The organism is Microbacterium lacus (genome assembly GCF_039531105.1).
Classification (GTDB): domain Bacteria; phylum Actinomycetota; class Actinomycetes; order Actinomycetales; family Microbacteriaceae; genus Microbacterium; species Microbacterium lacus.
Genome location: NZ_BAAAPK010000003.1, coordinates 42,732 through 66,792 on the forward strand (window position 1 = coordinate 42,732; position 24,061 = coordinate 66,792).

Annotated in this window: 19 protein-coding genes and 3 tRNA genes; 18 read left to right on the forward strand and 4 right to left on the reverse strand. The window is 67.7% G+C overall.

Annotated elements, in window-relative coordinates:
• Positions 1–32: 32 nt before the first annotated feature.
• Entirely contained in the window at positions 33–1,283 is a 1,251-nt protein-coding gene (locus ABD197_RS16455) for a serine hydrolase domain-containing protein (protein ID WP_344056068.1), read from the forward strand.
• Between the two features lie 6 nt (positions 1,284–1,289).
• Here ABD197_RS16455 and ABD197_RS16460 read toward each other — a convergent pair whose 3' ends face one another.
• Positions 1,290–2,282 (reverse strand): diacylglycerol/lipid kinase family protein, encoded by a 993-nt coding sequence (locus tag ABD197_RS16460; protein ID WP_344056069.1) that lies wholly within the window; start codon positions 2,280–2,282, stop codon positions 1,290–1,292.
• A gap of 96 nt (positions 2,283–2,378) precedes the next feature.
• Here ABD197_RS16460 and serS point away from each other — a divergent pair, with 96 nt between their 5' ends.
• The 5 genes from serS to ABD197_RS16485 all read left to right on the forward strand — a co-directional run bounded on the left by serS (position 2,379) and on the right by ABD197_RS16485 (position 7,282).
• Positions 2,379–3,659 carry a serine--tRNA ligase gene (serS, locus tag ABD197_RS16465; protein ID WP_344056070.1) on the forward strand — a complete coding sequence of 427 codons (1,281 nt, stop codon included), beginning with the start codon at positions 2,379–2,381 and terminating at the stop codon, positions 3,657–3,659.
• On the forward strand, positions 3,656–4,465 hold the full coding sequence (locus ABD197_RS16470) for an HAD family hydrolase (RefSeq protein WP_344056071.1): 810 nt from the start codon (positions 3,656–3,658) through the stop codon (positions 4,463–4,465). The genes serS and ABD197_RS16470 overlap by 4 nt, the downstream gene beginning before the upstream one ends.
• A gap of 133 nt (positions 4,466–4,598) precedes the next feature.
• Positions 4,599–4,683, forward strand: a tRNA-Ser gene (locus ABD197_RS16475).
• A gap of 58 nt (positions 4,684–4,741) precedes the next feature.
• On the forward strand, positions 4,742–6,004 hold the full coding sequence (locus tag ABD197_RS16480) for an LCP family protein (protein ID WP_344056072.1): 1,263 nt from the start codon (positions 4,742–4,744) through the stop codon (positions 6,002–6,004).
• A gap of 3 nt (positions 6,005–6,007) precedes the next feature.
• Complete coding sequence (locus ABD197_RS16485; protein WP_344056073.1) at positions 6,008–7,282, forward strand: LCP family protein; 1,275 nt, start codon at positions 6,008–6,010, stop codon at positions 7,280–7,282.
• Positions 7,283–7,291: 9 nt separating this feature from the next.
• On the opposite strand, the gene ABD197_RS16490 is transcribed toward ABD197_RS16485, so the two are convergent.
• The gene (locus ABD197_RS16490; RefSeq protein WP_344056074.1) at positions 7,292–8,515 is read right to left on the reverse strand and encodes a M23 family metallopeptidase; all 1,224 of its coding nucleotides are present in this window, start codon (positions 8,513–8,515) and stop codon (positions 7,292–7,294) included.
• Positions 8,516–8,629: 114 nt separating this feature from the next.
• On the opposite strand from ABD197_RS16490, the gene ABD197_RS16495 reads away from it, so the two are divergent.
• A tRNA-Ser gene (locus ABD197_RS16495) sits at positions 8,630–8,718 on the forward strand.
• 345 nt (positions 8,719–9,063) lie between these two features.
• Here ABD197_RS16495 and ABD197_RS16500 read toward each other — a convergent pair.
• Positions 9,064–9,522: an aminotransferase class III-fold pyridoxal phosphate-dependent enzyme gene (locus ABD197_RS16500; protein ID WP_344056075.1), complete on the reverse strand. Its 459-nt coding sequence runs from the start codon at positions 9,520–9,522 to the stop codon at positions 9,064–9,066.
• Positions 9,523–10,082: 560 nt separating this feature from the next.
• On the opposite strand from ABD197_RS16500, the gene ABD197_RS16505 reads away from it, so the two are divergent.
• From ABD197_RS16505 to ABD197_RS16555, 11 genes are all read left to right on the forward strand, one after another.
• Entirely contained in the window at positions 10,083–11,336 is a 1,254-nt protein-coding gene (locus ABD197_RS16505; RefSeq protein ID WP_344056076.1) for an ROK family transcriptional regulator, read from the forward strand.
• Between the two features lie 348 nt (positions 11,337–11,684).
• Positions 11,685–13,199: an ABC transporter substrate-binding protein gene (locus tag ABD197_RS16510; RefSeq protein WP_344056077.1), complete on the forward strand. Its 1,515-nt coding sequence runs from the start codon at positions 11,685–11,687 to the stop codon at positions 13,197–13,199.
• Between the two features lie 61 nt (positions 13,200–13,260).
• Complete coding sequence (locus tag ABD197_RS16515) at positions 13,261–14,202, forward strand: ABC transporter permease (protein WP_344056078.1); 942 nt, start codon at positions 13,261–13,263, stop codon at positions 14,200–14,202.
• A complete protein-coding gene (locus ABD197_RS16520) occupies positions 14,199–16,052 on the forward strand; it encodes a dipeptide/oligopeptide/nickel ABC transporter permease/ATP-binding protein (protein WP_344056079.1) in 1,854 nt (617 codons plus the stop codon). Before ABD197_RS16515 ends, ABD197_RS16520 begins: the two co-directional genes overlap by 4 nt.
• Complete coding sequence (locus ABD197_RS16525; RefSeq protein WP_344056080.1) at positions 16,049–16,918, forward strand: ATP-binding cassette domain-containing protein; 870 nt, start codon at positions 16,049–16,051, stop codon at positions 16,916–16,918. Before ABD197_RS16520 ends, ABD197_RS16525 begins: the two co-directional genes overlap by 4 nt.
• A gap of 39 nt (positions 16,919–16,957) precedes the next feature.
• Positions 16,958–17,923 (forward strand): alpha/beta fold hydrolase, encoded by a 966-nt coding sequence (locus ABD197_RS16530; protein ID WP_344056081.1) that lies wholly within the window; start codon positions 16,958–16,960, stop codon positions 17,921–17,923.
• A gap of 44 nt (positions 17,924–17,967) precedes the next feature.
• Complete coding sequence (locus ABD197_RS16535) at positions 17,968–18,507, forward strand: nuclear transport factor 2 family protein (protein ID WP_344056083.1); 540 nt, start codon at positions 17,968–17,970, stop codon at positions 18,505–18,507.
• Entirely contained in the window at positions 18,504–19,403 is a 900-nt protein-coding gene (locus tag ABD197_RS16540; protein WP_344056084.1) for a hypothetical protein, read from the forward strand. The genes ABD197_RS16535 and ABD197_RS16540 overlap by 4 nt, the downstream gene beginning before the upstream one ends.
• The gene (locus ABD197_RS16545; RefSeq protein ID WP_344056086.1) at positions 19,396–21,582 is read left to right on the forward strand and encodes a glycoside hydrolase family 3 N-terminal domain-containing protein; all 2,187 of its coding nucleotides are present in this window, start codon (positions 19,396–19,398) and stop codon (positions 21,580–21,582) included. Before ABD197_RS16540 ends, ABD197_RS16545 begins: the two co-directional genes overlap by 8 nt.
• A 47-nt stretch (positions 21,583–21,629) precedes the next feature.
• Positions 21,630–21,764, forward strand: a complete 135-nt coding sequence (locus ABD197_RS16550; protein WP_344056087.1) for a heme-degrading domain-containing protein — start codon at positions 21,630–21,632, stop codon at positions 21,762–21,764.
• Positions 21,765–22,038: 274 nt separating this feature from the next.
• Positions 22,039–22,127 (forward strand) — tRNA-Ser (locus ABD197_RS16555).
• 211 nt (positions 22,128–22,338) lie between these two features.
• Here ABD197_RS16555 and ABD197_RS16560 read toward each other — a convergent pair.
• Positions 22,339–23,325 carry a tyrosine-type recombinase/integrase gene (locus tag ABD197_RS16560; protein ID WP_344056088.1) on the reverse strand — a complete coding sequence of 329 codons (987 nt, stop codon included), beginning with the start codon at positions 23,323–23,325 and terminating at the stop codon, positions 22,339–22,341.
• Positions 23,326–24,061: the final 736 nt, after the last annotated feature.

The following is a 24,061-nucleotide window of genomic DNA, read 5'->3' on the forward strand; positions in this document are numbered from 1 at the left end:
ACCTGGGGATCGGGCCGGGGGCAGGGGCGCTCATGCACACGACGAAGCGAGCTCTCGCGGGAGCGGCGCTGTGTCTTGCCGTCGTCATGTCCGGGTGCACGGCGCCCGCGCCCGAAGCGAGCCCGACGGCGGCCACCCCGGCGGTGTCCGCCGATGGCGGCGAGGTCGCGGCGATCCAAGACGCCGTCGAGCGGACGATGGCGGACGCGCACGTCCGCGCCGCGATCGTCCGGGTCCTTCGCGGCGATCAGGTGGTCATCACGCAGGCGTGGGGGGAATCGATGCCCGGGGTGCCGGCGACGACGGACATGCACTTCCGCAGCGGCGCCGTATCGATCCCTCAGGCGGCGACCGTGCTGTTCCAGCTCGTCGACGACGGCACCGTGAGCCTCGACGACACGATCGACCAGTGGCTGCCCGACGTCCCCCACGCGGATCAGGTCACCCTCGGGCAGCTCGCCCAGATGACATCCGGCTACGCCGACTACGTGCAGGACGCCTCCTTCATCGAGGAGTTCACCCGCGACCCGTTCCGCCAGTGGACGCCGCAGGAGCTCTACACGTACGGCACCGACCAGCCTCTCCTGTACGAACCGGGCACCAATTGGGATTACGCCCACACCAACTACGTGCTGCTCTCACTCGCGCTGCAGGAGATCACCGGACGGCCGCTGGCGACCGAGATCCAGGACCGCATCCTGGACCCGCTGGGGATGACCGAGACGGCCGATCCCGGAACACCGGAGATCCTGACGCCGGTGCTCCACGCGTTCGACAGCGAACGGCGCGAGTATCTCGGCATCCCCGCGGACCGGCTCTTCATCGAGGACTCCACGTACTGGAACCCGTCGTGGTCGCTCGGTCCCGGACTCGTGCAGAACACCGACATCACGGACATGGCCACCATCGCCCGGGCCGTCGGCCGCGGCGAGCTCATCAGCGACGAGTCGTACGAGCGGATGATCGCACCGACGCTGCGCGGAAAGACGACGGCGCTGCCGGCGTGCCCGAACACGTGTTTCGTGCAGAACGAGTTCTACACGTACGGGTTCGGCATCGTGCTGTCCGGCGACTGGCTGCTGCAGAACCCGCAGTATCACGGCTTCGCCGGTGTCGCCGCCCACCTTCCCGCGGACGACATCACGATCGCGATCGCGGCGACGTACGCGGACGAGGCGTACGACCCGGTCAGCGGTGCGCCGCTGATCGCCAACATCGCCAATCCGCTCTTCACCGCGGTCGCGGAGGTCGTCGCACCGGATGCGGCCACCCCGGGAACCTGATCGGGGTCAGAGCCGCGAGGTGTCGTGCCCCTTCGGCACCACGGTGATCAGTCCGCCGGGGACGACCCGCGCGCGCAGCCGCACGGCCGTGCCGAACTCATCGCCGTCCAGCTGCACCGGCTGCGGCGTCTCGCTCGCGACGTCCAAGCCGGTGCCGTGCGCGTACAGCACCGAGTTGTCCTCCGTACGCAGGGCCAGCACCTGTCGGCCGGCGCGGAACCGCCGCAGCACGCTGTTGTCCCACGCGACGCGACGCCAGACCAGGATCCAGCCGAGTGCGTTCTTCGGCTGGAAGATCGCGATGTCCAGTTCGCCGTCCGACACGGATGCCGAGGGGATGAGTTCCAGGCCGGCCGGAAGCGATCCGCAGTTCGCGATCAGGATCGACTGCACCTTCGCCGAGTGCAGGCGCCTGCCCGCGACCTGATAGGCGATGCGGAAGGGCTTCGCGCCCGCGAGCGAGCGCGCCGCGCCGTCGACGTACGCGATCCAGCCGACGCGCTTCTTGAGGTCCCCGCTCGTGTTCGCGATCATCGCGGCGTCCAGCCCCATGCCGCCCATGACGACGAACGCCCGCTCCTCGCTCGTGCCGTCCTGCCGCCGGATCGCCGCGAACCCCACGTCGACGCCGATGCGATCGCCGTCGAACGTCGCCTGCACCATGGCGGCGGCATCCGTCAGCGGCAGCAGCAGGTTGCGGGCGAGGAGGTTGCCGGTGCCGCTCGGGACGATCGTGAGGGGCACGCCGCTCTCGCTCATCGCCTCGACGACCGCGCGCACCGTACCGTCGCCGCCCGCGACGAGGACGGCATCCGCGCCCGCCTCCAGGGCCTGCCGCGTGACTCCGGCGCCGAGATCCTGGATCGTGGTCTCGAAGAACAGCGGCGCACCCCAGCCCGCAGCGGCGGAGAGCCGCGCGACGGTGGCGCGGAGGGCCTTGCCGTCGGCCTTCACGGGGTTGTACACGAGCGCCGCGTGGCGGGCGGCGGGCTCGGTCATGCTCACACGATAGTCGGCAAGGGCCGCGGCTCCCGACGGGCCCAGGGCTCCGAGCCGCCGATCGTTCGCCGGATGCCCCTCTATAGACTTGGCCGGGTGATCGATCTGACGCTTCTCCGCGAGAATCCCGAGCTGGTCGTGCGCTCACAGGAGGCTCGAGGCCACTCGCGCGAATCCGTCGACGCGGCCCTCGCCGCTGATCGCGACCGCCGGGCCGCGCTCACCGCCTTCGAGGAGCTGCGTGCCGCGCAGAACGCGCACGGCAAGCGTGTCGCGCAGGCGCCGAAGGAGGAGAAGGCGGCGCTCGTGGCGGAGGCCAAGGCGCTGAGCGACGGTGTCAAGGCCGCCCAGCAGACCCTCAACGCGGCCGAGCAGGCGGCGGATGCGGCACTCGCGAAGATCGAGAACATCGTGATCGACGGGGTGCCGGCCGGGGGTGAGGAGAACTTCGTCACGCTGCGCACGCACGGTGAGATCCCGACGTTCGACTTCGAACCCCGAGACCACCTCGAGCTCGGCGAGCTGCTGGACGCGATCGACATGGAGCGCGGCACGAAGGTCTCGGGCAGCCGGTTCTACTTCCTCAAGGGCATCGGTGCCCGCCTCGAGCTCGCGCTCATGACGCTCGCCCTCGACCGCGCGCTCCAGGCGGGGTTCGTCCCGCTCATCCCGCCGACGCTCGTGCGTCCCGAGGTCATGCGCGGGACCGGCTTCCTCGGCGAGCACGCCGACGAGATCTACCACCTCGACGAGGACGACCTCTACCTCGTCGGCACGAGCGAAGTGCCGCTCGCGGGCTACCACATGGACGAGATCCTCGACCTGTCGAGTGGTCCGAAGCGGTACGCCGGATGGTCGACCTGCTACCGCCGTGAGGCGGGCTCCTACGGCAAGGACACCCGTGGCATCATCCGCGTGCACCAGTTCAACAAGCTCGAGATGTTCGTCCACACGACGGTGGCGGATGCCGAGGCCGAGCACCTGCGGCTCGTCGAGCTGCAGGAGCAGATGCTGCAGAGCCTGGGCCTGAGCTATCGCGTGATCGACGTCGCCGCCGGCGACCTGGGTTCGAGTGCCGCGCGCAAGTACGACGTCGAGGCATGGGTGCCGACGCAGGGTGCGTACCGCGAGCTGACCTCGACGTCGAACTGCACGACGTACCAGGCGCGCCGGCTCGGCATCCGTCACCGTCCGGCACTCGAGGACGGCGCCGCGGGCAAGACCCAGCCCGTCGCGACGCTGAACGGCACGCTCGCGACGACGCGCTGGATCGTCGCGCTCCTGGAGACGCATCAGCGGGCCGACGGCTCGGTGGTCGTGCCCGAGGTGCTGCGGCCCTACCTCGGCGGCCTCGAGGTCATGGAGCCCACCGCGTGACGGCAGCCGGCTCGGCCGAGCGGCGCCTGGTCGTCCTCGACATCGACGGCACGGTGATCCTCGAGGACGAGACCATGAGCCCCGGTGTCGTGGACGCCGTCCGTGCCGCCGAGAAGGCCGGTGCCGAGGTCATGCTCGCGACCGGGCGCAGCTGGGAGGGCACGGAGGAGATCCTGCACGCCCTCGGACTCAGCCCCGAGTTCGTCGTGTGCTCCAACGGCGCGGTCACCCTCCGTGCGAACGGCGACGGCGAGTACGAGCGCTTCCACATCGAGACGTTCGATCCCGCCGAGGTGCTGGCGCTGCTGGGCGCACACCTCCCCGACGCGAAGTACATGGTCGAGCTCGCCGACGGGCATCGCCTGTACACCGAGCACCTCGGCGACTGGAATCTCGCGAACGCGACCCGCGTGCCGTTCGCCGACCTGAGCGCGATGCCGGTCTGCCGCGTCGTCGTGGTCTCGCCGGGGGACAGCGAAGCGGACTTCGTCGAGCTCGTCGAACGCATCGGGCTGAACGAGGTCTCCTACGCGGTCGGCTGGACCGCGTGGCTGGACATCGCCCCGCAGGGCGTTGACAAGGGCACCGCGCTCGAGCGGGTGCGCGAGCTCCTCGGCATCGACGGGTCGCAGGTCCTCGTGATGGGCGACGGACGCAACGACATCGGCATGTTCGAGTGGGCGCGCCGGGGCGGCGGCCGGGCGGTCGCGATGGCGCAGGGTCCGCAAGAGGTCCGGGATGCCGCGGGCGAAGTGACAGGCAGCGTGCAGGACGGCGGCGTGGCCGCGGTGCTGACCGCGCTGTAGTCCACGCGCGGTGCGCGGGAGAGCCCGCGCGGGCGCGCCGCACAGGACCTCCTCAGGCGCTGCTGGAACAATCGGTGAACAGTGCTGTCGGTTAGACTCGACGACTGTTCGGCGTGTGCTTCGGCATCCGTCGGGAGGGTTGTCCGAGCGGCCGATGGACCTGGTCTTGAAAACCAGTGGGCAGCAATGTCCCGTGGGTTCGAATCCCACACCCTCCGCTGAGCCGTGGGTGTGCTCTCGAGCCCCGCACCCGCAGAGCATCCCGAGAGGACCCGAGTGAGTCAGACGACCAAGCCCGCCAAGCGTGGCCGCCGGACCATCGCGCGCCACGGTGAGCTGAAGTCGCCGCATCCGCTCGCCTTCCTCCTCAAGGTCGTCGGCATCATCGTCGCCGTCGGGCTCGTCTCGGGCGCAGGGGTCGCGGCCTATGCCGCGTACGACATCACCACGAGCTTCACCGAAGCCTCCGTCGACCTCGACGGCCAGGAGGCTGTACCGCCGGACATCGGCGCGATCGAGGGTGGTGTGAACCTGCTCGTCGCCGGCACCGACGAGTGCCTGCCCGAGTTCGCCGCCTACTTCGGAGACCGCTGCACCGGCGCGGATTCCGAGGGCGAGCTGAACGACGTCAACCTGCTCGTGCACATCTCCGACGCACCGCGCCGGGTGACCGTGATCTCGTTCCCGCGCGATCTGATGGCGCCGGTTCCCTCGTGCACGGCCGAGGACGGCTCCGAGACCGGGGGCGCGAGCAAGCAGCAGATCAACTCGGTGTTCGAGGAAGGCGGCCTGAACTGCGTCGTCAAGACGGTGTCGCAGCTCAGCGGCCTGAACATCCCGTTCGCGGCGAAGGTCAACTTCGGCGGCGTGATCAACATCACCGACGCGATCGGTGGTGTCGAGGTCTGCATCGGCAACGGTGGCATCCGCGACTTCTATACGGGGATCGACTGGCCGGCCGGCAACCGCACCGTCCAGGGCATCGAGGCACTGCAGTTCCTCCGTACCCGTCACGGGCTGGAGAACGGCTCGGACCTCGCCCGCATCTCGAACCAGCAGCAGTACATGTCGCGCCTCGCGCGCAAGCTCGTGAGCGAAGAGGTGCTCACGAACCCGGCGACGCTGCTGAAGCTCGCCACCACCGCGGTCGACAACACCACGCCCAGCAAGAGCCTCACGAACCCCCTCACACTCGTGCAGATCGCGCTCGCCGTGAAGAGCGTGCCGTTCGACGAGATCGTGTTCGTGCAGTACCCCGTGACGGATGACCCGGCGGACTCGAACCGTGTCGTCCCCGACTACGAAGCGGCGGACCAGCTGTGGGCGGCGCTCGCGGCCAACCAGCCGATCGTGCTCACGAGCGACCCGAATGTCGGCGGCGGCGTCATCACCGCCGACCCGCCGGCGGATGCCGCGACCCCCGATCCGGCGGCGACGCCCGGTGCGACCGAGGCGCCGGCCGAGGCTCCGGTCGAACTCGACATCCCGGGTCAGAGCGCCGCGCAGAACACGTGCTCGGCGGGGAACCTCTCGGGCTGATCCGTGGCGGAGCACAACCCCGAGTCGGGGCCGCTGGCGCGTCATGCGGTGCGGCGGGAGCGGCATCCGCTTCTGCGTGTGCTGTCGATCCTCGGGGTCGTCGTCGCGGTGCTCGGCGTGAGCGCAGCGGGTGTCGCGGCGTACGCGGTCTGGGACACGTTCTCCGCGCTCGGGGAGAACTCGGTCGACATCGGCGGTGAAGAGGCGCTCCCGCCGTCGATCGGCGAGATCGAGGGCGGGGTGAACCTGCTGCTCGTCGGATCCGACTCGTGCGAAGGGCAGGACGTCGCGCTCTTCCCGCGATGCGCCGACCCCGACGATGCGCCGGGTGAGCGCAACGACGTCACGATGCTCGTGCACATCAGCGATGAGCCGCGGCACGTCACCGTCGTCTCGTTCCCGCGCGACATGCTCGTGCCGATCCCGTCGTGCCCCGACGGGCAGGGCGGGTCGTACTCGGCGATGAGTCCGCAGCCGCTGAACGCCTCGTACCAGTACGGCGGGCTCACCTGCACGGTCATGACGATCGAGGAGCTCACCGGAGAGCAGATCCAGTTCGCCGGCGCGATCCGGTGGACCGGGGTCATCGACATGTCCGACGCGGTCGGCGGGGTGGACGTGTGCGTGAGCGGCGACATCAACGACCCGCACACCGGGCTCTCGCTCACGGCCGGCACCCACACCCTCCAGGGAGTGGAGGCGTTGCAGTTCCTCCGGATCCGCCACGGCATCGGCGACGGGTCCGATCTCGGCCGCATCTCGAACCAGCAGCAGTTCATGTCCTCGCTCGTGCGCAAGCTGAAGTCCGACGCGGTGCTGTCCAACCCCGGCGTGCTGTTCACCTTCGCCACCACCGCGATCGGGCTCACCCGCAGCGACCCGCCCCAGCTCGTGCTGAGCTCCGAGCTTGCGAACCCCACCCGCATGGTGCAGATCGCGATGGCGGCCAAGGACGTGCCGTTCGAGGACATCGTGTTCGTGCAGTACCCGACCGAGTACACGTCGGACTACATCAACGTGCTTCCCCTGCGCGACGTCGCCGATCAGCTGTTCGCCGCGCTCGCCGCGAATCAGCCGATCCAGCTCACCGGCGAGGCGAGCCAGGGGTCGGGTGTCGAGGTCACGGGGGAGGTGACGGATCCTGCGGCGTCGCCTGCTCCCTCGGATTCCGCTGCTCCGTCGGATTCGGCCGCTCCGTCCGAGACGCGGGTGGCGCTGCCGTCCGAGATCGCGGGCACGACCGCGGCTCAGGTCACCTGCACCGTCGCGGAGCAGTAGCGGCCGGGTTCACTCCGGGTACGAGGTGACCGTGAGCCAGATGGGATAGAGGTCCTTCTCGGCTGCGGCATCCGCCTCATCGAGGGTGAACGGCCCGCCGGCGGCGATCCTCTCATCGAGTTCTTGCGCGGTGATCTGGCCCTCGAGGTCGAACGAGTCGTAGACGAACGGGATGCCGTTCGAGCCGAGCGGGCTGGGCGAGTCCATGAGGTGGAAGTGCAGATGGGGTGAATCGGTGTTGCCGGTATTGCCGAGCAGCGCGATCGTCTCGCCCTTCTTCAGCTGCTGACCGACCTCGACAGCGAGCGGGTTGCCGGGCTGGAGGTGGGCGTAGAACGCGTAGACGCCGTCACCGAGGTCCTGGACGATGTGGTTGCCGCCGTATTCATCGAGCGTGAGCCCGGTCGGGTTCGCGCCCGGGGTCTGCTCGGGCAGGTCGAATCGCATCGACACGATCGGGCCGTCCCCCACCGCGATGATGTCCGCACCGAAGTAGGGGTAGCTCTCGAGCTCGTCGACGGGGCCGCTCAGGAACGACCCGTTCTCGTCGAGGCGGACGTAGTCGATCGCGTAGCGCTCGGGGGCGTGGAACGCGCCGTTGATCGCATTGACCGCGCCGCGGTGGGGTGTCACGGCGCAGCAGCTGTTGCCGTTGAGCCAGCCGGCTCCCTTCAGCGGCGGGCCGATCACCACCGGCTCGGCCTGATCGACCTCGACGCTCGCGACACGCTCGGTCATCTGATCCGTGATGATCGGCGGCGCTCCCGGCTCGAAGCTGAAGGCGATGTCGTGCGTCAGGCTCTCGGGGAGTTCAGTACCGGCGTCTACGGTCACGTCGAGCCAGACCAGCGCGCCCTGCCCCGGTCCGATGACCCGGCCAGGGGCGGTCGCACCCATGACGCGCATCCACGGGACCGCAGCGTCACCGTCCAGTCGGAGGAGCGACTGGCCATCGCCGTCGATGACGTCAATCGACTCGATCGTGGCCGTCTGCGTCGTCACATTGCTCAGGAACAGCTCATACGCGATGTGGACGAGACCGTCGGTCGCGGGAAGCGGTCGGGGCGTGCTCAGCGTGCGCGCGAGGACGGGGGTGAAGTCGTCTTCGGGTACCTGCGTGTCGGGGGCCTCGGTGGAGGCGTCTGCCGATGGCTCGGGCGCCGCGGCGGTGCACCCGGCGAGCAGGAGTGCGGACAGAGCGAGAACGGACACTGCGATCATCGTCGGGCGCATTCCGCCATTATCACGAGGTTTCGCACGATCGGGGCGGCATCGGCGGTCGAAAGTGCAGCGCCCGAGCGGTTATGCTTGCTGGGCGCATCACGCTGCTTCGGCCGCTGGATGCCTGGAGACGTCGCATAGTCCGGCCTAGTGCACCACCCTGCTAAGGTGGAGTCCCCTTATGGGGACCGAGGGTTCAAATCCCTCCGTCTCCGCGAAAAAATCCTTGGTCAGCCAGGGATTTTTGCTTTTGGTCGCGGGGTTGCTTCGCGGTCGATTCCTGCTCTCAAGTGACCCCTGGGTGTCCCCGTGGGGTCACTTGGGGGTCACCTGGAACACCACTCTTACCGTTCTGGCCAGAGGTGGTGCACCCCTCGGTAGCTATGGGTTCCGCGTGTTTCCGCGGCGAACGGCTCCGGGGGAGTGCGCCGCCCCTCACAGGTGGTGCACATGCCACGGTATGCCCGCCCCGCGAACAGTGACTACGCGGAGGATCCCATCAACCTGCTCGGGAACGTGATGCAGGCACCGTCATCGGTACCTGCGGAAGAACCCTGGCCTCACACGCCCTCGAGGAACATGTCGACGAGGTTGCCGAGCGTGAATGTCCGTTTCGGGGGCAGTGGCCCATGTGTGCGGTATCGGTCGGCGATGTCGCGCCGCGTGATCACGGCGCCGATCGGCTGACCGGCGCCGATCGACTTCGCCGCCGCAACAATGTCGGGAATGACGCCTTGCTGCTGGAAGCCCCAGAACCAATCGCCCAGCTGGCCGTAGCCGACCTGCACCTCGTCCGCGATCGTGAGCCCACCGTGTGCGCGGACGGTTTCATAGACCTGCGCGAGGTAGCCGTCGGGCAGCAGCACGCCACCGGTGTTGCCGAAGACCGTCTCACGGATGAAGCCCGCCACCGGGGCGCCCGCGTCGGCCAGGGCGACGATGTCGGCGACGGCCTCCGGTGCATGCCGGGAGGCTTCCGCGCCGCGGTAAGCGCCCCGGTACGAGTTCGCGGCCGCCACAATGTGGACCTACGCGGGTCGGGTCGACAACGCGTTCGGGTTGTCGGCGACGGAAGTCGAGACGGCGTCGCTGGCGTAGGTCCAGCCGTCTGAACACCACCTCGCGGTTCCACTACAGAGCGATCACGGACTACGCGGAGCGGCTCAGCGACACCGTCCCCGACGAGCTCGACACGGTCTTCTTCGTCAGTTCCGGCTCTGAGGCCACCGACCTCCCGATCGGCCTGGCGCTGGCCGCCACCGGGCGACCAGACATCGTCGCGATGCGCGAGGGGTATCTGGGGACGCGTGTACATGTCGGCGTCGACGTCGACCTCGCCGCGGTCTCGACCATACACCTCCGTCGTAGGGACCCGGACACCGTCGAGGTACGCGACGTGCTCGATCGCGCCATCGCCCGTCACCGTGGCAGAGAAGGTGACGTGCTTGCCCAATGGCGAGGATGTCACCTCGAGGTCATGAAGAGCCGCCCTGGGGGTCAACGAACGCCATCGTCCGATGACCGGAACAATGCCTACGGGACGGCATACTTGAGGAGAACTCGAGTCGAAGGATGTGCAATGGCCGGTGAGCGGCAAGCCGGGCTGTCGGCCGTCCTCGACGCGATCCGACGGGACGACGGCGTCACGCAGACGACGCTGACCGAGCGGGTCGGGCTCGGACGCAGTGTGGTCGCAGAACGCGTCACTCAGCTGCAGGAGGCGGGGTTGATCCTCAGCGCGGGACACGGCCCCTCGACGGGCGGCCGGGCGCCGCGCCGGCTCTCCCTGAATCCCGATGCCGGCTTCGTCCTCGGCGTCGACATCGAGGCGACGGAACTGGTCGTCGGCGCCGTCAACATGGCGGGCAATGTGCTCAGTACACGCCGCGAACCGATTGATGTCCATCGCGGACCCGAAGAGGTCATGTCCAGGATCTTCGCTCTCGCCGACGAAATCGTCGCCGAGAACGCGGCCGCAGGAAATCTGCTCGGCGCGGGTGTCGGCATCCCCGGGCCGGTGGACTTCGAGGCCGGGGCCCCCCTAGAGGAGCCCCTGTTGCCTGGCTGGGCTGGCTACCCCGTGCGCGATGCGCTATCTCGGCGCTGGCCCGTTCCCGTCTGGGTCGACGGGCGCGCGAACTTGCTCGCGCTGGTGGAGGTCGTCGCGAACCCTCGCGCCGCGCGTACGAGGAACCTGCTGTATTTCGGTGGGGGCTCGAGCACGGCCGCGGCGATGATCGTGGAGGGCAGAACCTATCGCGGTGCGCATGGACTCGCAGGATCGGTCGGCCACATCGCGGTTCCCGAAGTCGGCATGGTCTCGTGCGTCTGCGGCAGGGCGGGGTGTCTGGATGCGGTCGCTAGCCGTTGGGCGATCGCGAGGGACGGTCTCCTGCTGGCACAGACGGGACGCAGCCCGGCTCTCGCAGATACGCTCGCCCGAGTCGGCGCGGTAGAGCCGTACGACATCACGCTCGCGGCCGAGCGGGGCGATGTTGCCGCGCGCGAGCTCCTCGAGCGGACCGCCGGGGTGCTCGGGCGCACTCTCGCGAATCTCGTCAGCTTCTTCGCCCCAGACATGCTGGTGGTCGGCGGCGGTATGGCGCGCGCTCGTGACTACGTGCTCGAGCCTCTCCGCGCCGCCATCCACGAGCGTCTTCCTGCCGCAGCGACAGCCGATCTCATCATCGAGTTCTCGGTGCTCGACGACCTCGTCAGCGGAGTGCTCGGAGCCACGCAGCTGGCAATCGGAGAGCTGTTCGACGAGGCCAACGTCGGCCGACTGCTTCTCTCCGCAGCCGGGCGCGCGGACGGCACCCCGCCCACTCGCTGAAACCCACCGCCGGCACGGCACGAGCTCCACCTAGGCGCCGGTGCTGTAGAGGCATGGGAAGGGCGACGCAGTGCCAGGCGTGCCGCGTGTCGAGTGGGCCTCGAGGAACAAGAGCGCCCCGCTGACTTTCGGCGCCGGTGATAACGCCTGTCCGCCCGCGCTATCCGTGCGATGGATGACGGATATAGAAACGATTGCTTTGTCTTCTTCCGGTTACCGGATTATGTTCGTGGCAATGAGAGTCGGCGACACCGGACCTCTCTGAGGCCAAGAGTGCCTCCGCACCGCGCTCCCGACCGACTCACAGCTGACCGTCGCAGAGCCGTACCACTTTCAATGAGGAGAATCATGCGAAACAAACTTGCGGCGGCAATCGTCGCGGCATGCGCGCTTGTGCTGACGGCGTGCTCGGGGGCGTCGCCCAACACGGCAGGCGAGACACAGGAACTTCGAATCGGAGCGATCTCGCCGATCGCGTCTTTCGAGCCGGGGAACTTCGATGCTGGCCCCGGTTCCGCCTTCATCCAGCCCGTCTACGACACCATCCTCCGCAACGACAGCGAGGGTGAGCCGCAGCCGAGCATCGCGACGGAGTGGAGCTACGACGACTCCGGCACCGAGCTGAGTCTGACCCTCCGCGACGATGTCACGTTCACCGACGGTGCCAAGCTCGACGCGGAAGCGGTGAAGGCGAACCTCGAGGCGGCGAAGGCGGGAACGGGCGAGACCGCGGGTCAGCTGCGATTCATTGACACGGTGACAGTTGAGGACCCGACCCACCTCACCATTTCCCTCTCCGCTGTGGATCCGTCGCTTCTCACCAACCTCGGCGGCGCAGCCGGTTCGCTCGCGAGTCCCGAGGCCCTCGGCACACCCGAACTCGCCACGACGCCGGTCGGATCCGGACCGTACGTCTTCGACGCGGCTGCCTCGCAGACCGGCGTGACCTACGCCTACACGCGGAATCCGGACTACTGGAATGCCGACGACTTCCCGTTCGACGGGATCACGATCACGGTCTTCAACGACGGAAACGCCGTGACGAACGCACTCCGCTCGGGCCAGATCGACTTCGCCGGAATCTCCGATCAGGCAGCGGAAACCCTCGAGTCGGACCGCCTGAAGGTGGAGTCCTTCCCCGCCTACACCGCCAGCGGCGTCTTCCTCTTCGATCGCAACGGCACGATCGTCCCGGCGCTCGCAGACGTCCGGGTACGTCAGGCGATCAACATGGCCTTCGACCGCGAGCAGATCGTCGAGCAGGTCTACGCGGGCGTCGGCACTCCGACCGCCCAGTCCTTCAGCGAGTCCAGCGCAGCCTTCGACCCGTCATTCGAGAAGTACGAGCACGACGTCGACGCCGCCAAGGCACTGCTCGCGGAAGCCGGATACGCGGACGGGTTCACCCTGCCCATGCCGGACCTTGGGCCCATCGATCCGAAGCGCCAGGCGGCGGTCACCGAGGCCCTCACGGCCATCGGAATCACGCCCCAGTACGAGCCGGTGAACGGGGAGACGTTCATCTCTGATCTCCTATCCGGCAAGTACCCCGCCGCGATCTTCAACCTGAACAGCCACCGTCCGTGGGACTTCGCGCAACTCGCACTCCTGCCCGACTCGCTCTGGAACCCCTTCCACACGACCGACGAGAACATCGTCGACCTCGTGAACATGGCGCAGACGCAGACGGGCGAGGAGGCCGACGCGACCTTCCGCGAGTTGAACGAGTACATCGTCGATCAGGCATGGTTCGCGACCCTGGTTCAGCCGAACAGCGTCTTCGGGGTGAGCAGCGCCATCGACGTCGAGCCGCGGAAGTTCTCGACGTGGCCGCCGATCTGGAACTTCACCCCGGCGTCGTGACGTCGAAGGGAGGGGCCGGTCGAGGATCTCGGGCGGCCCCTCCCCACACCAAGGAGTACCTGTGTTCTACTTTCTTCTCCGGCGCGTGGGCGGAGGGATCTTCCTGCTCTTCGTGATCGTGACCGTCACGTTCTTCCTGTTGAACGCGATCGGCAATGATCCCGCACGCCAGATCCTCGGTCCCACGGCCTCAGCCGAGCTCGTCGAAGCCAAGCGCGCGGAGCTGGGCCTCGACCTTCCGGTGGCCGTGCAGTACGTCAACTGGCTCACATCGGCGATCACGGGCGACCTCGGCACCTCCTGGTACTCGAGCCAGCCGGTCACGGAGCTTCTAGGGTTCGCGCTCCCGCCCACGCTCTCCATGGTCATCGGCGCCATTCTCGTGTCGACGGTGATCGGCACGGTCATCGGCGTCGTCGCCGCCACCCGCCGGGGTGCCGTCGACCGCGGTCTCCAGTTCTTCTCGACCGTCATCCAGGCCGTGCCCGCGTTCCTCGTCGCGATCGTGCTTGCCGTCGTCTTCGCCGTGCAGCTCGGTCTGTTCCCCGCTACCGGCTACACCTCGTTCGCCGCCTCGCCCTCGGATTGGCTAGCATCGATCGTTCTTCCGGTCACCGCGCTCGCACTCGCCTCGATTGCTTCGATCGCCCTGCAAGTGCGCGGATCGATGATCGACGTCCTCCGACAGGACTACGTCCGGACGCTCCGCAGTCGAGGGTTGTCCGATCGCAGCGTGCTGCTGCGACACACTCTCCGGAATGCCGCGGGGCCCGCGCTGACCACGATCTCGCTGACCTTCATCATCGCCATCTCCGGGTCCGTGATCGTGGAGAGGGTCTTCAACATCCCGGGGATCGGAACTCAGGCGAACACGTCAGCATCCCGTGGTGACCTCCCGGTCGTCCTCGGTGTCGTCGCCGTGACCGTCGTCCTCGTCGTCCTCGTCAACCTGATCGTCGACATCGCGCAGGGATGGATCAATCCGAAGGTACGTGTCTCATGAGCGCCGATCTTGTCACCGATGCCGCGACCGGCATGCAGCTCACGGAGGAAGACGAGCGGCGCCCGGGCGTCATCCGCCGTCTCCTTCGCGAACCGGCGGCCGTCATCTCGCTCGTCTTCGTCGGCGTTCTCCTCATCGTCGCGATCTGCGCACCCCTGCTGACCCCATACGACCCCATGGTGAGCGATCTCACCAACGTGCTGGCACCGCCGCTTTCTCCCGGGCATCTGCTCGGCACCGACGGACTGGGCCGGGACGTCCTGGCGAATCTCATCTATGGCACAAAGACGAGTCTCCAGAGCGCCGTGATCGTGATCGGCGTGAGCGTGCTGATCGGTGTGCCCTTCGGCCTGCTCGCCGGATATCGGCAGGGCGCCGTCGACGGGATCAGCACATGGGTGAGCAGCGCCCTTCTCTCGCTACCTGCGATCGTCGTGCTCCTGGTGGTCCTCGCACGGGTCGGGCGCAGCTCGGCCCTCGCGCTGGCGGTGTTCGGTGTCCTGATCGCCCCGACCGTGTTCCTCCTCATCCGCAGCTCTGTCCGGGCCGTGCGCGAGGAGCTGTACGTGGACGCGGCGAAGGTCTCCGGCCTGACCGACACCCGCATCATGCGCCGCCACATCCTGCCGGTCGTCATAAAGCCCACCATCATCTACGCCGCCCTCCTGGCCGGTGCCGGAATCGGAATCGAAGCGGGAATCGCATTCCTCGGGCTGGGGTCGGCTGATCGCGCCAGCTGGGGAATGATGCTCTCCGACGCCACCCAGAACGTCTACAACGCTCCCTGGCTCTTGAGCTGGCCGAGCGTCGCCCTCGTGCTGACGGTGGTCGCCTTCACGCTCATCGGAAACGGACTGCGCGATGCGCTGGCCGGCGACACCACACCCGCCGACCGACGCCGCGCGAAGGTCACCCGCCGACAGGCCGCCGCCCGCGCGCAGACGCGGGAGAAGACGGATGCCTCGCCCACGGGTGCCCGCGCGGGCGCCGATCGGGCCCTCCTCATCGTCGACGACCTGAAGGTGTCTTACCCTCGTCCGGACGAGTCCGAGGCCGTCGTCGTGAACGGCGTCTCCCTGCGACTCGAGCGCGGCACCGTCCTCGGACTGGTCGGGGAATCCGGGTCTGGCAAGTCGCAGACGGCCTTCTCGATTCTCGGACTGCTCCCGGAGGAGGCCACTCTCAGTGCGGCGACCCTGGCGTTCGACGGTGTGGACCTCCTCTTCCTGGATTCCGTGCAGCGCAACGCCCTCCGCGGCATCGGCATCGGCTACATCCCCCAGGAGCCCATGAGCAACCTGGACCCGGCGTTCCGCATCGGTTTCCAGCTCACGGAGCCCATGCGGCAGCACCTCGGCCTGTCGAGGCGGGAGGCCAAGGACGAAGCGCTCCGGCTCCTGGCTCGCGTCGGCATACCGGATCCCGAGAGGGTGTTCCATTCGTACCCCCATGAGGTTTCGGGCGGAATGGCGCAGCGCGTTCTGATCGCCGGGGCCGTTTCGTGCAACCCCAAGCTGCTGATCGCCGACGAGCCCACCACGGCGCTTGACGTCACGGTGCAGGCGGACGTCCTCGAGCTGCTGCGCAGCCTGCAGACCGAGAGGGAGATGGGTGTCCTGCTCGTCACCCACAATCTCGGGGTGGTCGCCGACATTTGCGACCGCGTCGCCGTCATGCGCGCCGGCGAGATCGTCGAGGAGGCAGCCGTCGCGGAGCTCTTCGCCGCTCCCCGGCACGAGTACACGCGAATGCTGCTCAACTCGGCTCTCGCCTCCGCCGATCCCAGCGATGGATCGGCAGTCGCCGCGTCCGACGAACCGCCCGGTGAGCACGGAGGGAGCGACCGATGAACGCTGCACACGATGCCAATGAGAACCTCCTGGTCGTTGAGGATCTGGTGGTGGAATACCCCGGCCGGTTCCGGCGCGGGGGGTTCCGCGCTCTCCACGGCGTCAGCCTGAAGATCCGGCCCGGTGAGACCCTCGGGCTGGTCGGCGAGTCCGGCTCCGGGAAGACGACCATCGGCCGCGCCGTCCTCGGACTCGCCCCCGTCACCGCAGGTGACGTCCGATTCGATGGTCGCTCCATCGCGCGGATCCGGGCGCGTGAGCGTCGGGCGCTGAGCCGCGACATCCAAGTCGTCTTCCAGGACCCGTACACCTCGCTCAATCCCGCGATGACGGTGGCCGACATCCTGACCGAGCCGCTTCTCGTGACAGGGACCTCCCGCAATGATGCGAATCGGCGCGTTCGCGAGCTGCTGGATCAGGTGCACCTGCCGTCAAACTCCGGCAATCGCTATGCGCGCGAGTTCTCCGGCGGGCAGCGACAGCGCATCGCCATCGCCAGAGCGCTCTGCCGTGAGCCTCGGCTGATCGTGTGCGACGAACCCGTCAGCGCGCTGGATCAGTCCACTCAGTCGCGCGTGCTGGCGCTGTTCCAGGAGATCCAGGATCGTCTCGGCGTCGCCCTTCTCTTCGTCACGCACGACCTCGACGTCGTCCGCCACGTCAGCCACACCGTGGCCGTCATGCGCGCAGGCCGCATCGTCGAGTCGGGTCCCACGGAGGATGTGATCTCGGATCCGCAGCATCCGTACACCCGCGCGCTGCTCTTGGCGGCACCGATCGCCGACCCCGCTCAGCAGAGAGTCCGTCGCGAGGAGCGTCGGACATTCCTCAGCTCGCAGACCGAATCGATCACGGCTGTGCGCTGACGGCAGATACTGCCCTCACCGACGACCCATCAGGACATCATGACCATTTCGCCGTCCCAGCTGACCGCCCCCGCCATGCAGAACGGGTTCGTCCCTCCGTTCTACCCACCCACGGTGCGGGCTCCACGGCCCCGCGGAGCCGACACCTTCGCCGGGATCACCTACGCAGCGCCCATCGGATATCGGAACCTGCAGCTCGACCTCCACGTCCCGCACGGCGCCGCCGCAGATGCTCCGGTGCCCGTTGTGGTGTGGATCCATGGTGGTGCCTGGATGTTCGGCGGCCGCGCGCTCCTTCCCCCCAACTGGCCGATCGGCTCCGTAGATCAGCTCCTGATCGACGCCGGCATCGCGGTCGCGACGATCGACTACCGGCACGCCCGGGAGGCCGCGTTTCCCGCTCAGCTGCACGACGCCAAGGCGGCGATCCGCTATCTGCGGGCGTACGCGGACGACCTCGGCCTGGACCGCGAACGGGTCGCCGTCTGGGGGGAGTCCGCGGGCGGGCACCTGGCGGCACTGTGCGCCACGATCGCCGGAGACCCCGACCTCGAAGGGACCATCGGTGTTCCCACGGGTGACAGCAGCGTCGCGGCGGCCGTCTGCTTCTACCCCGTGACCGACGTCGCCACCATGCCCTCGCAGGACAACCTGCCCGAGCCCGTCAAGCGCATCATGCTCGAGCAGTTCGGCGAGATCCTCGCGCCGCCCATCGACGTCCTGCTGGACGGCTCTCCCTACGATCGGGAGGAGGGACACCGCGTCGTCTCGCCGACCCATCACGTCACCCCGACCTCGCCGCCCTTCCTCTTCATCCACGGGGAAGCAGACAGGGCCGTGCCGCCGCAGCAGTCCACGGTCCTCGCCGACCTGCTCATCGACGCCGGCGTACCGGTGGAGGTTGTGATGGTCCCTGGGGCAGGACACGTCTTCGATGACGTGGACCCGATGCCGCAGCTCGAGCGCGCGGTGGCATTCCTCTCCGAACGACTGCTGCCCGCGTGAGCCTGTCCGAACGTGGCGGCCCCACTGGGGGAACGACGCCGCCGATGAATGCGGATGACGTGCTGGAGATCGAGCAGCTCAAGTACTTCTACGAACAGGCGTACGCCGTCCACCGGCACGAGGAGATCCCCCACATCTTCAGCCAGACGGATCCGCTCTTCGACATCGCCGGCGACACGGTGACGGGTTTCGACGACATCCGCCGCAAGTTCTCCGACCTTGCGAAGGTCTCACCGCGGGAGGACTCCTTCCACACGGGATGGCAGATCTGCACGCCGCTGATCGATATCGAAGATGACCGCGCGCAGGCACGGATCATCGCTCCCACGTTCGGCTACCTGGTGCTCAACTTCTCGCCGGAGCTCTTCTCACCGCCGTACTCGGTGCGGGCCGCCTTCGAGATCTGGGACGACCTCCTCGTCAGGGAGCACGGCGCGTGGCGCATCCGAGAACTGCACGCGCGGTTCATGATGGCGCAGCCGATCTGGGTCTGGGACGCCGAGAGGGACGACACCTACGCCACCCGCCGCGAGATGCACCTCGTGGAGCATCCCTTTCCCCGAGGAGGTGCGTCCGCACGATGAAACCGAGCATCCTCTACGGAGTGCAGTTCGCGCAGAGCCGGATGCTGCTGCTCTCGCAGTCCGGTCGAACTGCCGAGATCGACGACCTGCTGTGCCCGGAGGCAGAGGTGCTGCTGGACGACATGGGTCCCACCGGTCAGTGGCGCAATCACCTTCCTGCCACGCAGTACATCCGCCCGGAGGACCGCAGCGGAGTGGTTCGGGCGTCATGGACGACGTTGGGGACGGTGGCATCGCACGCCGAGGAAGACGGAAAGGGCCCGACGCTCCGCTACGTCGTCGGGTCCTACGACAACGAGTTCGCGCTCCACGACGGCGTGTGGAAGTTCCGTCGGCTGGCGTGGCGACCCCTCCTGTCCACCACACCGTGGCGGCGCGAGCCGGATCCGCATCTCGAGCAGCACCTCGCCGACCGGCAGTCGTGGGTCACCGTCCCGGCGGGGGTGCGAGGGGTGTCCGATGAGGGAGTCTCCCCACGCACCCTGCTGACATTGGAGCTCCGGAACTCGCTGATGGGCCTCTGCCACGGCTACAACGAACGCGGTCTGGACGTGCTGACGGATGCCGACATCAGCGCCTCGGCCGCGTCAGCGGCCCGCCAGATGCTGGCCTCGAGTGGACACGGGGCATCCGGCTTCATCCTCGCCACCTCGCCGGTCGTCCACGTGGGCGAGGGGCTGCTTTCGGCGGATGTCTTCGCCAGCGTCACCGTCATCGCACCCCGCGGTCCCGGACAGGTCGAACATCAGCGGGGAAGCCTGCTCGCACGGTACTCGCGCTCGTCCGAGCGGGATCTGTGGCTCATGGAAGAACTGACGTGGTACCGCTATGCCACGCTGCACCCGTGGTCGGTCGACGGCCCCGCGATCGTCTCGAAAGGAAACCCTCGTGAATGACCAGTTCGTCGACGACCTCCTCGCCCGGATGACCTGGCAGGAGAAGCTCGGGCAGCTGCAGATCACCTATCACCCGGATGCGGGACGCACGCGCGACCTCGTCTCTGCCGGCATGGGCTGCATCTTCTGGCAGGGCAGCGCCGAGGCGACCAACGCGATGCAACGCCACGCGGTGACGCACACGCGGCTCGGTATCCCGCTGCTCGTCGGTCTCGACGTCATCCACGGCCAGCGGACGATCTTCCCGACACCGCTCGCTCTCGCCGCCAGCTTCCAACCGGAGCTGGCGGAGGTCGTCGCCCGCATCTCCGGCCGGGAGGCGGCATCCGGGGGCGTGAACTGGACCTTCTCCCCGATGGTGGACGTCTCGCGCGACCCGCGGTGGGGGCGCGTGGTGGAGGGCTTCGGGGAGGACGTCCTCCTCAACAGCACCTTCGGCGCGGCGATGGTGCGGGGGTACCAGGGCGACGACCTGGCCGCGGCCGGCGCCATCGCCGCGTGCGCGAAGCACTTCGTCGGCTACGGCCACGCAGAGGGCGGTCGCGACTACAACACGACCGACATGTCCGAGTACCGCCTCCGAAACACCTACCTCCCGCCCTTCAAGGCAGTGCTCGAGGCCGGCGCCGCGACCGTCATGGCGGCGTTCAACACCATCGACGGCGTTCCCGTGCACGCCAACGGGCGCCTGCTCACCGAGGTGCTGCGGGAGGAGTGGGGGTTCGAGGGCGTCGTCGTCGGGGATGCGGACGGAGTCATGAACCTGATCCCGCATGGGGTCGCGGCAAACCCCTCCGAAGCACTCCTCCTCGCCTTCCGCGCGGGATTGACGGTCGAGATGGGAGGCAACCTGGTGAAGGACGGCATCCACGTCCTCACCGACGCGGAGCTCTCGCCCACGGTCGTCGACGACGCCGTTCGTCGGGTCCTGACACTGAAGGTCGCCCTCGGACTCTTCGACGACCCGTACGTCGATCCCGAACGCGAGATCCTCGAGGCGACCCCCGAACACCGTCAGATCGCCCGTGACGTCGCGGCGTCATCGATGGTGCTGCTCAAGAACGACGACGCACTGCTGCCTCTCGCCGAGCCCAGGCGAATCCTGGTCACCGGCCCCCACGCGAACAGCACCGATCACCTCGGGGCCTGGGTTCAGTCGTTCGCCACTCCGTCGGGGAGCATCGTGGACGAGCTGCGTCGCCGACTCCCCGAGACGGAGGTCATGCTGAGCCTGGGCGCGACGTTCCTCGGGGGAGACGAACCGTCGCTTGCCGCGGAGGCGGCTTCGCGGGCCTCGGAGAGCGATCTGGTCGTCGTGTTCGTCGGCGAGCCGAGCAACCTCTCGGGCGAGGCCGCGTCGCGAAGCGACCTGCGCCTACCCGGCCAGCAGGAGGCGCTCATCCATGCCATCGCAGACACAGGGGTGCCCTTCATCGTGGTCATTGAGAGTGGTCGGCCACTCGCGCTGAGCGAATGGTTTCATCGGGCGCCGGCCGTGCTGCAGGCCTGGCACCTCGGAACCGAGGCACCGCACGCGATCGTCTCCGCGCTTACGGGGCGCACCGCGCCGTCCGGCAAGCTGCCCGTATCGCTGCCCCGGAGCAGCAGCCAGGTGCCGATCTTCTACAGCCACGAGAACACGGGACGCCCCGCAACCGTCGGCGGCCAGCTGGAACCGACGAAGTGGGACCCGGCCCTCCACGGTCCCAACAACGTCGACGACAAGTACTCCTCGAAGTACCTCGACCTCGACCTCGGGCCTCTGCTCCCTTTCGGACACGGCCTCACCTACACCCGGTTCGAGTACTCGGAAGCACGCGTGTCGACCGAGACGCTGTCCCTCGACAGTCTGCGGCACGGGGCAACGTTCGGTCTGGAGATCACCGTGACCAACGTCGGCGAGCGTGCGGGAGACGAGATCGTGCAACTCTACGTGCACGACCTCGTCGCCCATCGCGTGCAGCCGATCCGAGTGCTGCGAAAGTTCTCCCAGGTGCACCTGGAGGCGGGAGAGTCGCGGTCGGTGTCGTTCCATCTCTGCTTCGAGGACCTCGCCTTCTGGTCGGAGTCGCACCTCACGCCAGGCTTCGACGTCGAGGCCGGAGCCTTCGACGTGTTCATCGGGGGGTCGTCGGATGCGGCGCTCGCAACGCGCATCGAGGTGACAACCGCGCCCTGAGCGGCAGAGTTGCTCGTTGCAGGCGAAGCGAACAAGCAAAGAGAACAATGCCGGACACCGAACTCGACGACCTCGTGGACGAAGAGTGGTCGCTGTCGTTCCCGCGCTTCACCCACGACGATGCGCGCGCCGTCGGGGGCCGCGCCTACGCGTTGTCCCGATCGTCCATGCCTCGAACGTAGCGCTCACGCACAACGCGGAGCCATCAGTGAACGCTGCCCGCAAGAGGGGATCCGTCGAGTGCAATCGATGCGTGCCGCGGGGTTGGCTCGTTCGGGCGCAGGGTGGATACGGTCTCGCGTGGGGTGACCCCCAGGTGACCCCGAGCATGCTGAGGAACGGGAGCAATCATGAGTGCCGAGTGTGTGGAGTGCGTTGCGAGCGATTGGATTGACATCAAAAAGAGCCAGATCAGTCTTGAAAACTCGCGTGATTCCGCGGTGAAATGGGCGATGCGGGGTCGGCCAGGGGTTCGGGCCGTTTGACCCTGCTAAGGTGGAGTCCCCTTATGGGGACCGAGGGTTCAAATCCCTCCGTCTCCGCCACACGTCACCCGCTCCGATCCCTTGCAAATACTGGGATCGCGACCGTGGTCAAACCGCCGGCTCCGCGACTTGCGTAAGAACTGCGTAAAGAATGCGTCTCAGGTGTTCTTCGGCGGCCCAAAGCAGTGCGTACGGGCGGCATGCTCGCAGCCGACAACGCCACCCGCGGACGGGGGTTGGGTGCTTCCAGGACGGCTGTGGCCTGAGTGCGTCAGGTTAGGCCGATCCCGTGCGAGTTGATCGGCGGCCTTGCCTTTACTGCTGGCCGCGGGGACGGCGGCGCAGGCTTCTGTGGCGGAGCAAAGAGGTCACCAAGTCCTGACTTCATCGCGGCCTCATCGAGCGCAGCTGAGACAGCGTCAAGGTCGTCTTCGAAGAGGTCGGAGTAGACGTCGAGTGTCATCGCAGCGGAGGTGTGTCCGAGCATGCGCTGGATCGTCTTGACGTGCGCACCTGATTGGACCGCGAGCGACGCGGCGGTGTGGCGGAGGTCGTGAAGGGTCATCGGTGGAAGGTCGGCGCGTTTGAGTGCCGTCTTGAACCAGGATCTCGAGCCGCTGCTTGCACGAGTCCGGCGCATATGCTTTCCGCGCTCGTTGGGAAAGACAAGCGCGTGCGGTGAGCGATCGGCAACCATGGCGGCGAGCTCGTGCATGAGGAAGGTGGGCACGGGAACGCGACGGGCACGGTTGGACTTCGGGCTGCCGATGTGAAGAGTACCGTTGACCTCCACGGCGTTCGTGACAATGTGAAGTCGACTCTGGCGAAGATTGAGGTCCTTGACCTCCAGAGCAACGGCTTCGCCCCAGCGGATCCCCGTGTAGGCGAGGGTGAGCACCAGGAGCATGTGCGGTCCTGATGCAGCAGCGAGACGCGCCACCTCCGAGTGCGTCAAGTAGCCGTGCTTGCCGCGCATCTTCTTCGGCAGCCCAACGCGCGCGACGCGAGCGGGGTTTGTAGCGATGAGACCGTCGTAGACGGCGTCGTCAAGGATGCTGGCGAGCACGCCGAACGTGCGGATTGTGACTGTCGCACCGACCTCGCCGGACAGCTTTGCGACCCACGCTCGCACGTCGGTGTGACGGATCTCCGACAGCTCCCATCGCCCCCAGGTCGGTTCAACGCGGAGGCGCCAGGCTGTCTCGATCGGAGAGTAGGAGGAGGGCTTCAAAGAGGCCTTCTTGGCTGCCAGCCACACCGGTCCAAGGTTCGCCAGTTTGGTCTTGCCTGCCTCAGGGTCGACGAAAGTTGTGCTGGTTGAACCGGTAGCAAAGAGCGAAGCCCAGCCATGCTCTGAAGCTGCGCGCGAGGCGATCGATTCTCTCCACCCAAACGATCGAGGCCGGTCACTTCGGTCAAGGCCGTGTCCGCCCACGGCGCTCGTGTTCGACGAAGAAGGCCCGAGCGTTCGCGATGTCCTGCACGCTCGGCGACACGGTCGTGTTGAAGGCGCGCGCATGCGACGTCGCTCCGACCTGGACGTCGCTGAGGGGCGGGACCGTCGATGGAGCCCGAGAGGTCGCCGATCGAGCTGTGCTGACCGAGAGTCGCGTGCGCGGTAGGCGATTGTCATATCGTCGGTCTCCGCCCAACCACCGCGGCAGTCACCCCGCCGAACGCGGCGGTCATCCCCGATCGCCTGCGCGATGGCCGCGGCGGACTCGATTCCGCGGGTGAGCGATTGCCCGCTCGGACTGGTCCGCTCTCGTGTCCCGGCTTTGACCAAAGCCGTCGTCCGTATCAATTGGCGTTCGTCCTCAATTCTTCAGGGTCAGATCGGGCGAGTCTCATCCGCGGATGGCTCGGGCGTGGGTCATGATTTGAGGCTGCCGGCGGTGATGCCTTTGACGAGTGGTCGTTGCATGACGAGGGTGAACAGCACGATGGGGGCGAGGATGATGACTGCGGTTGCGCAGAGTTCTGCCCATTTGATC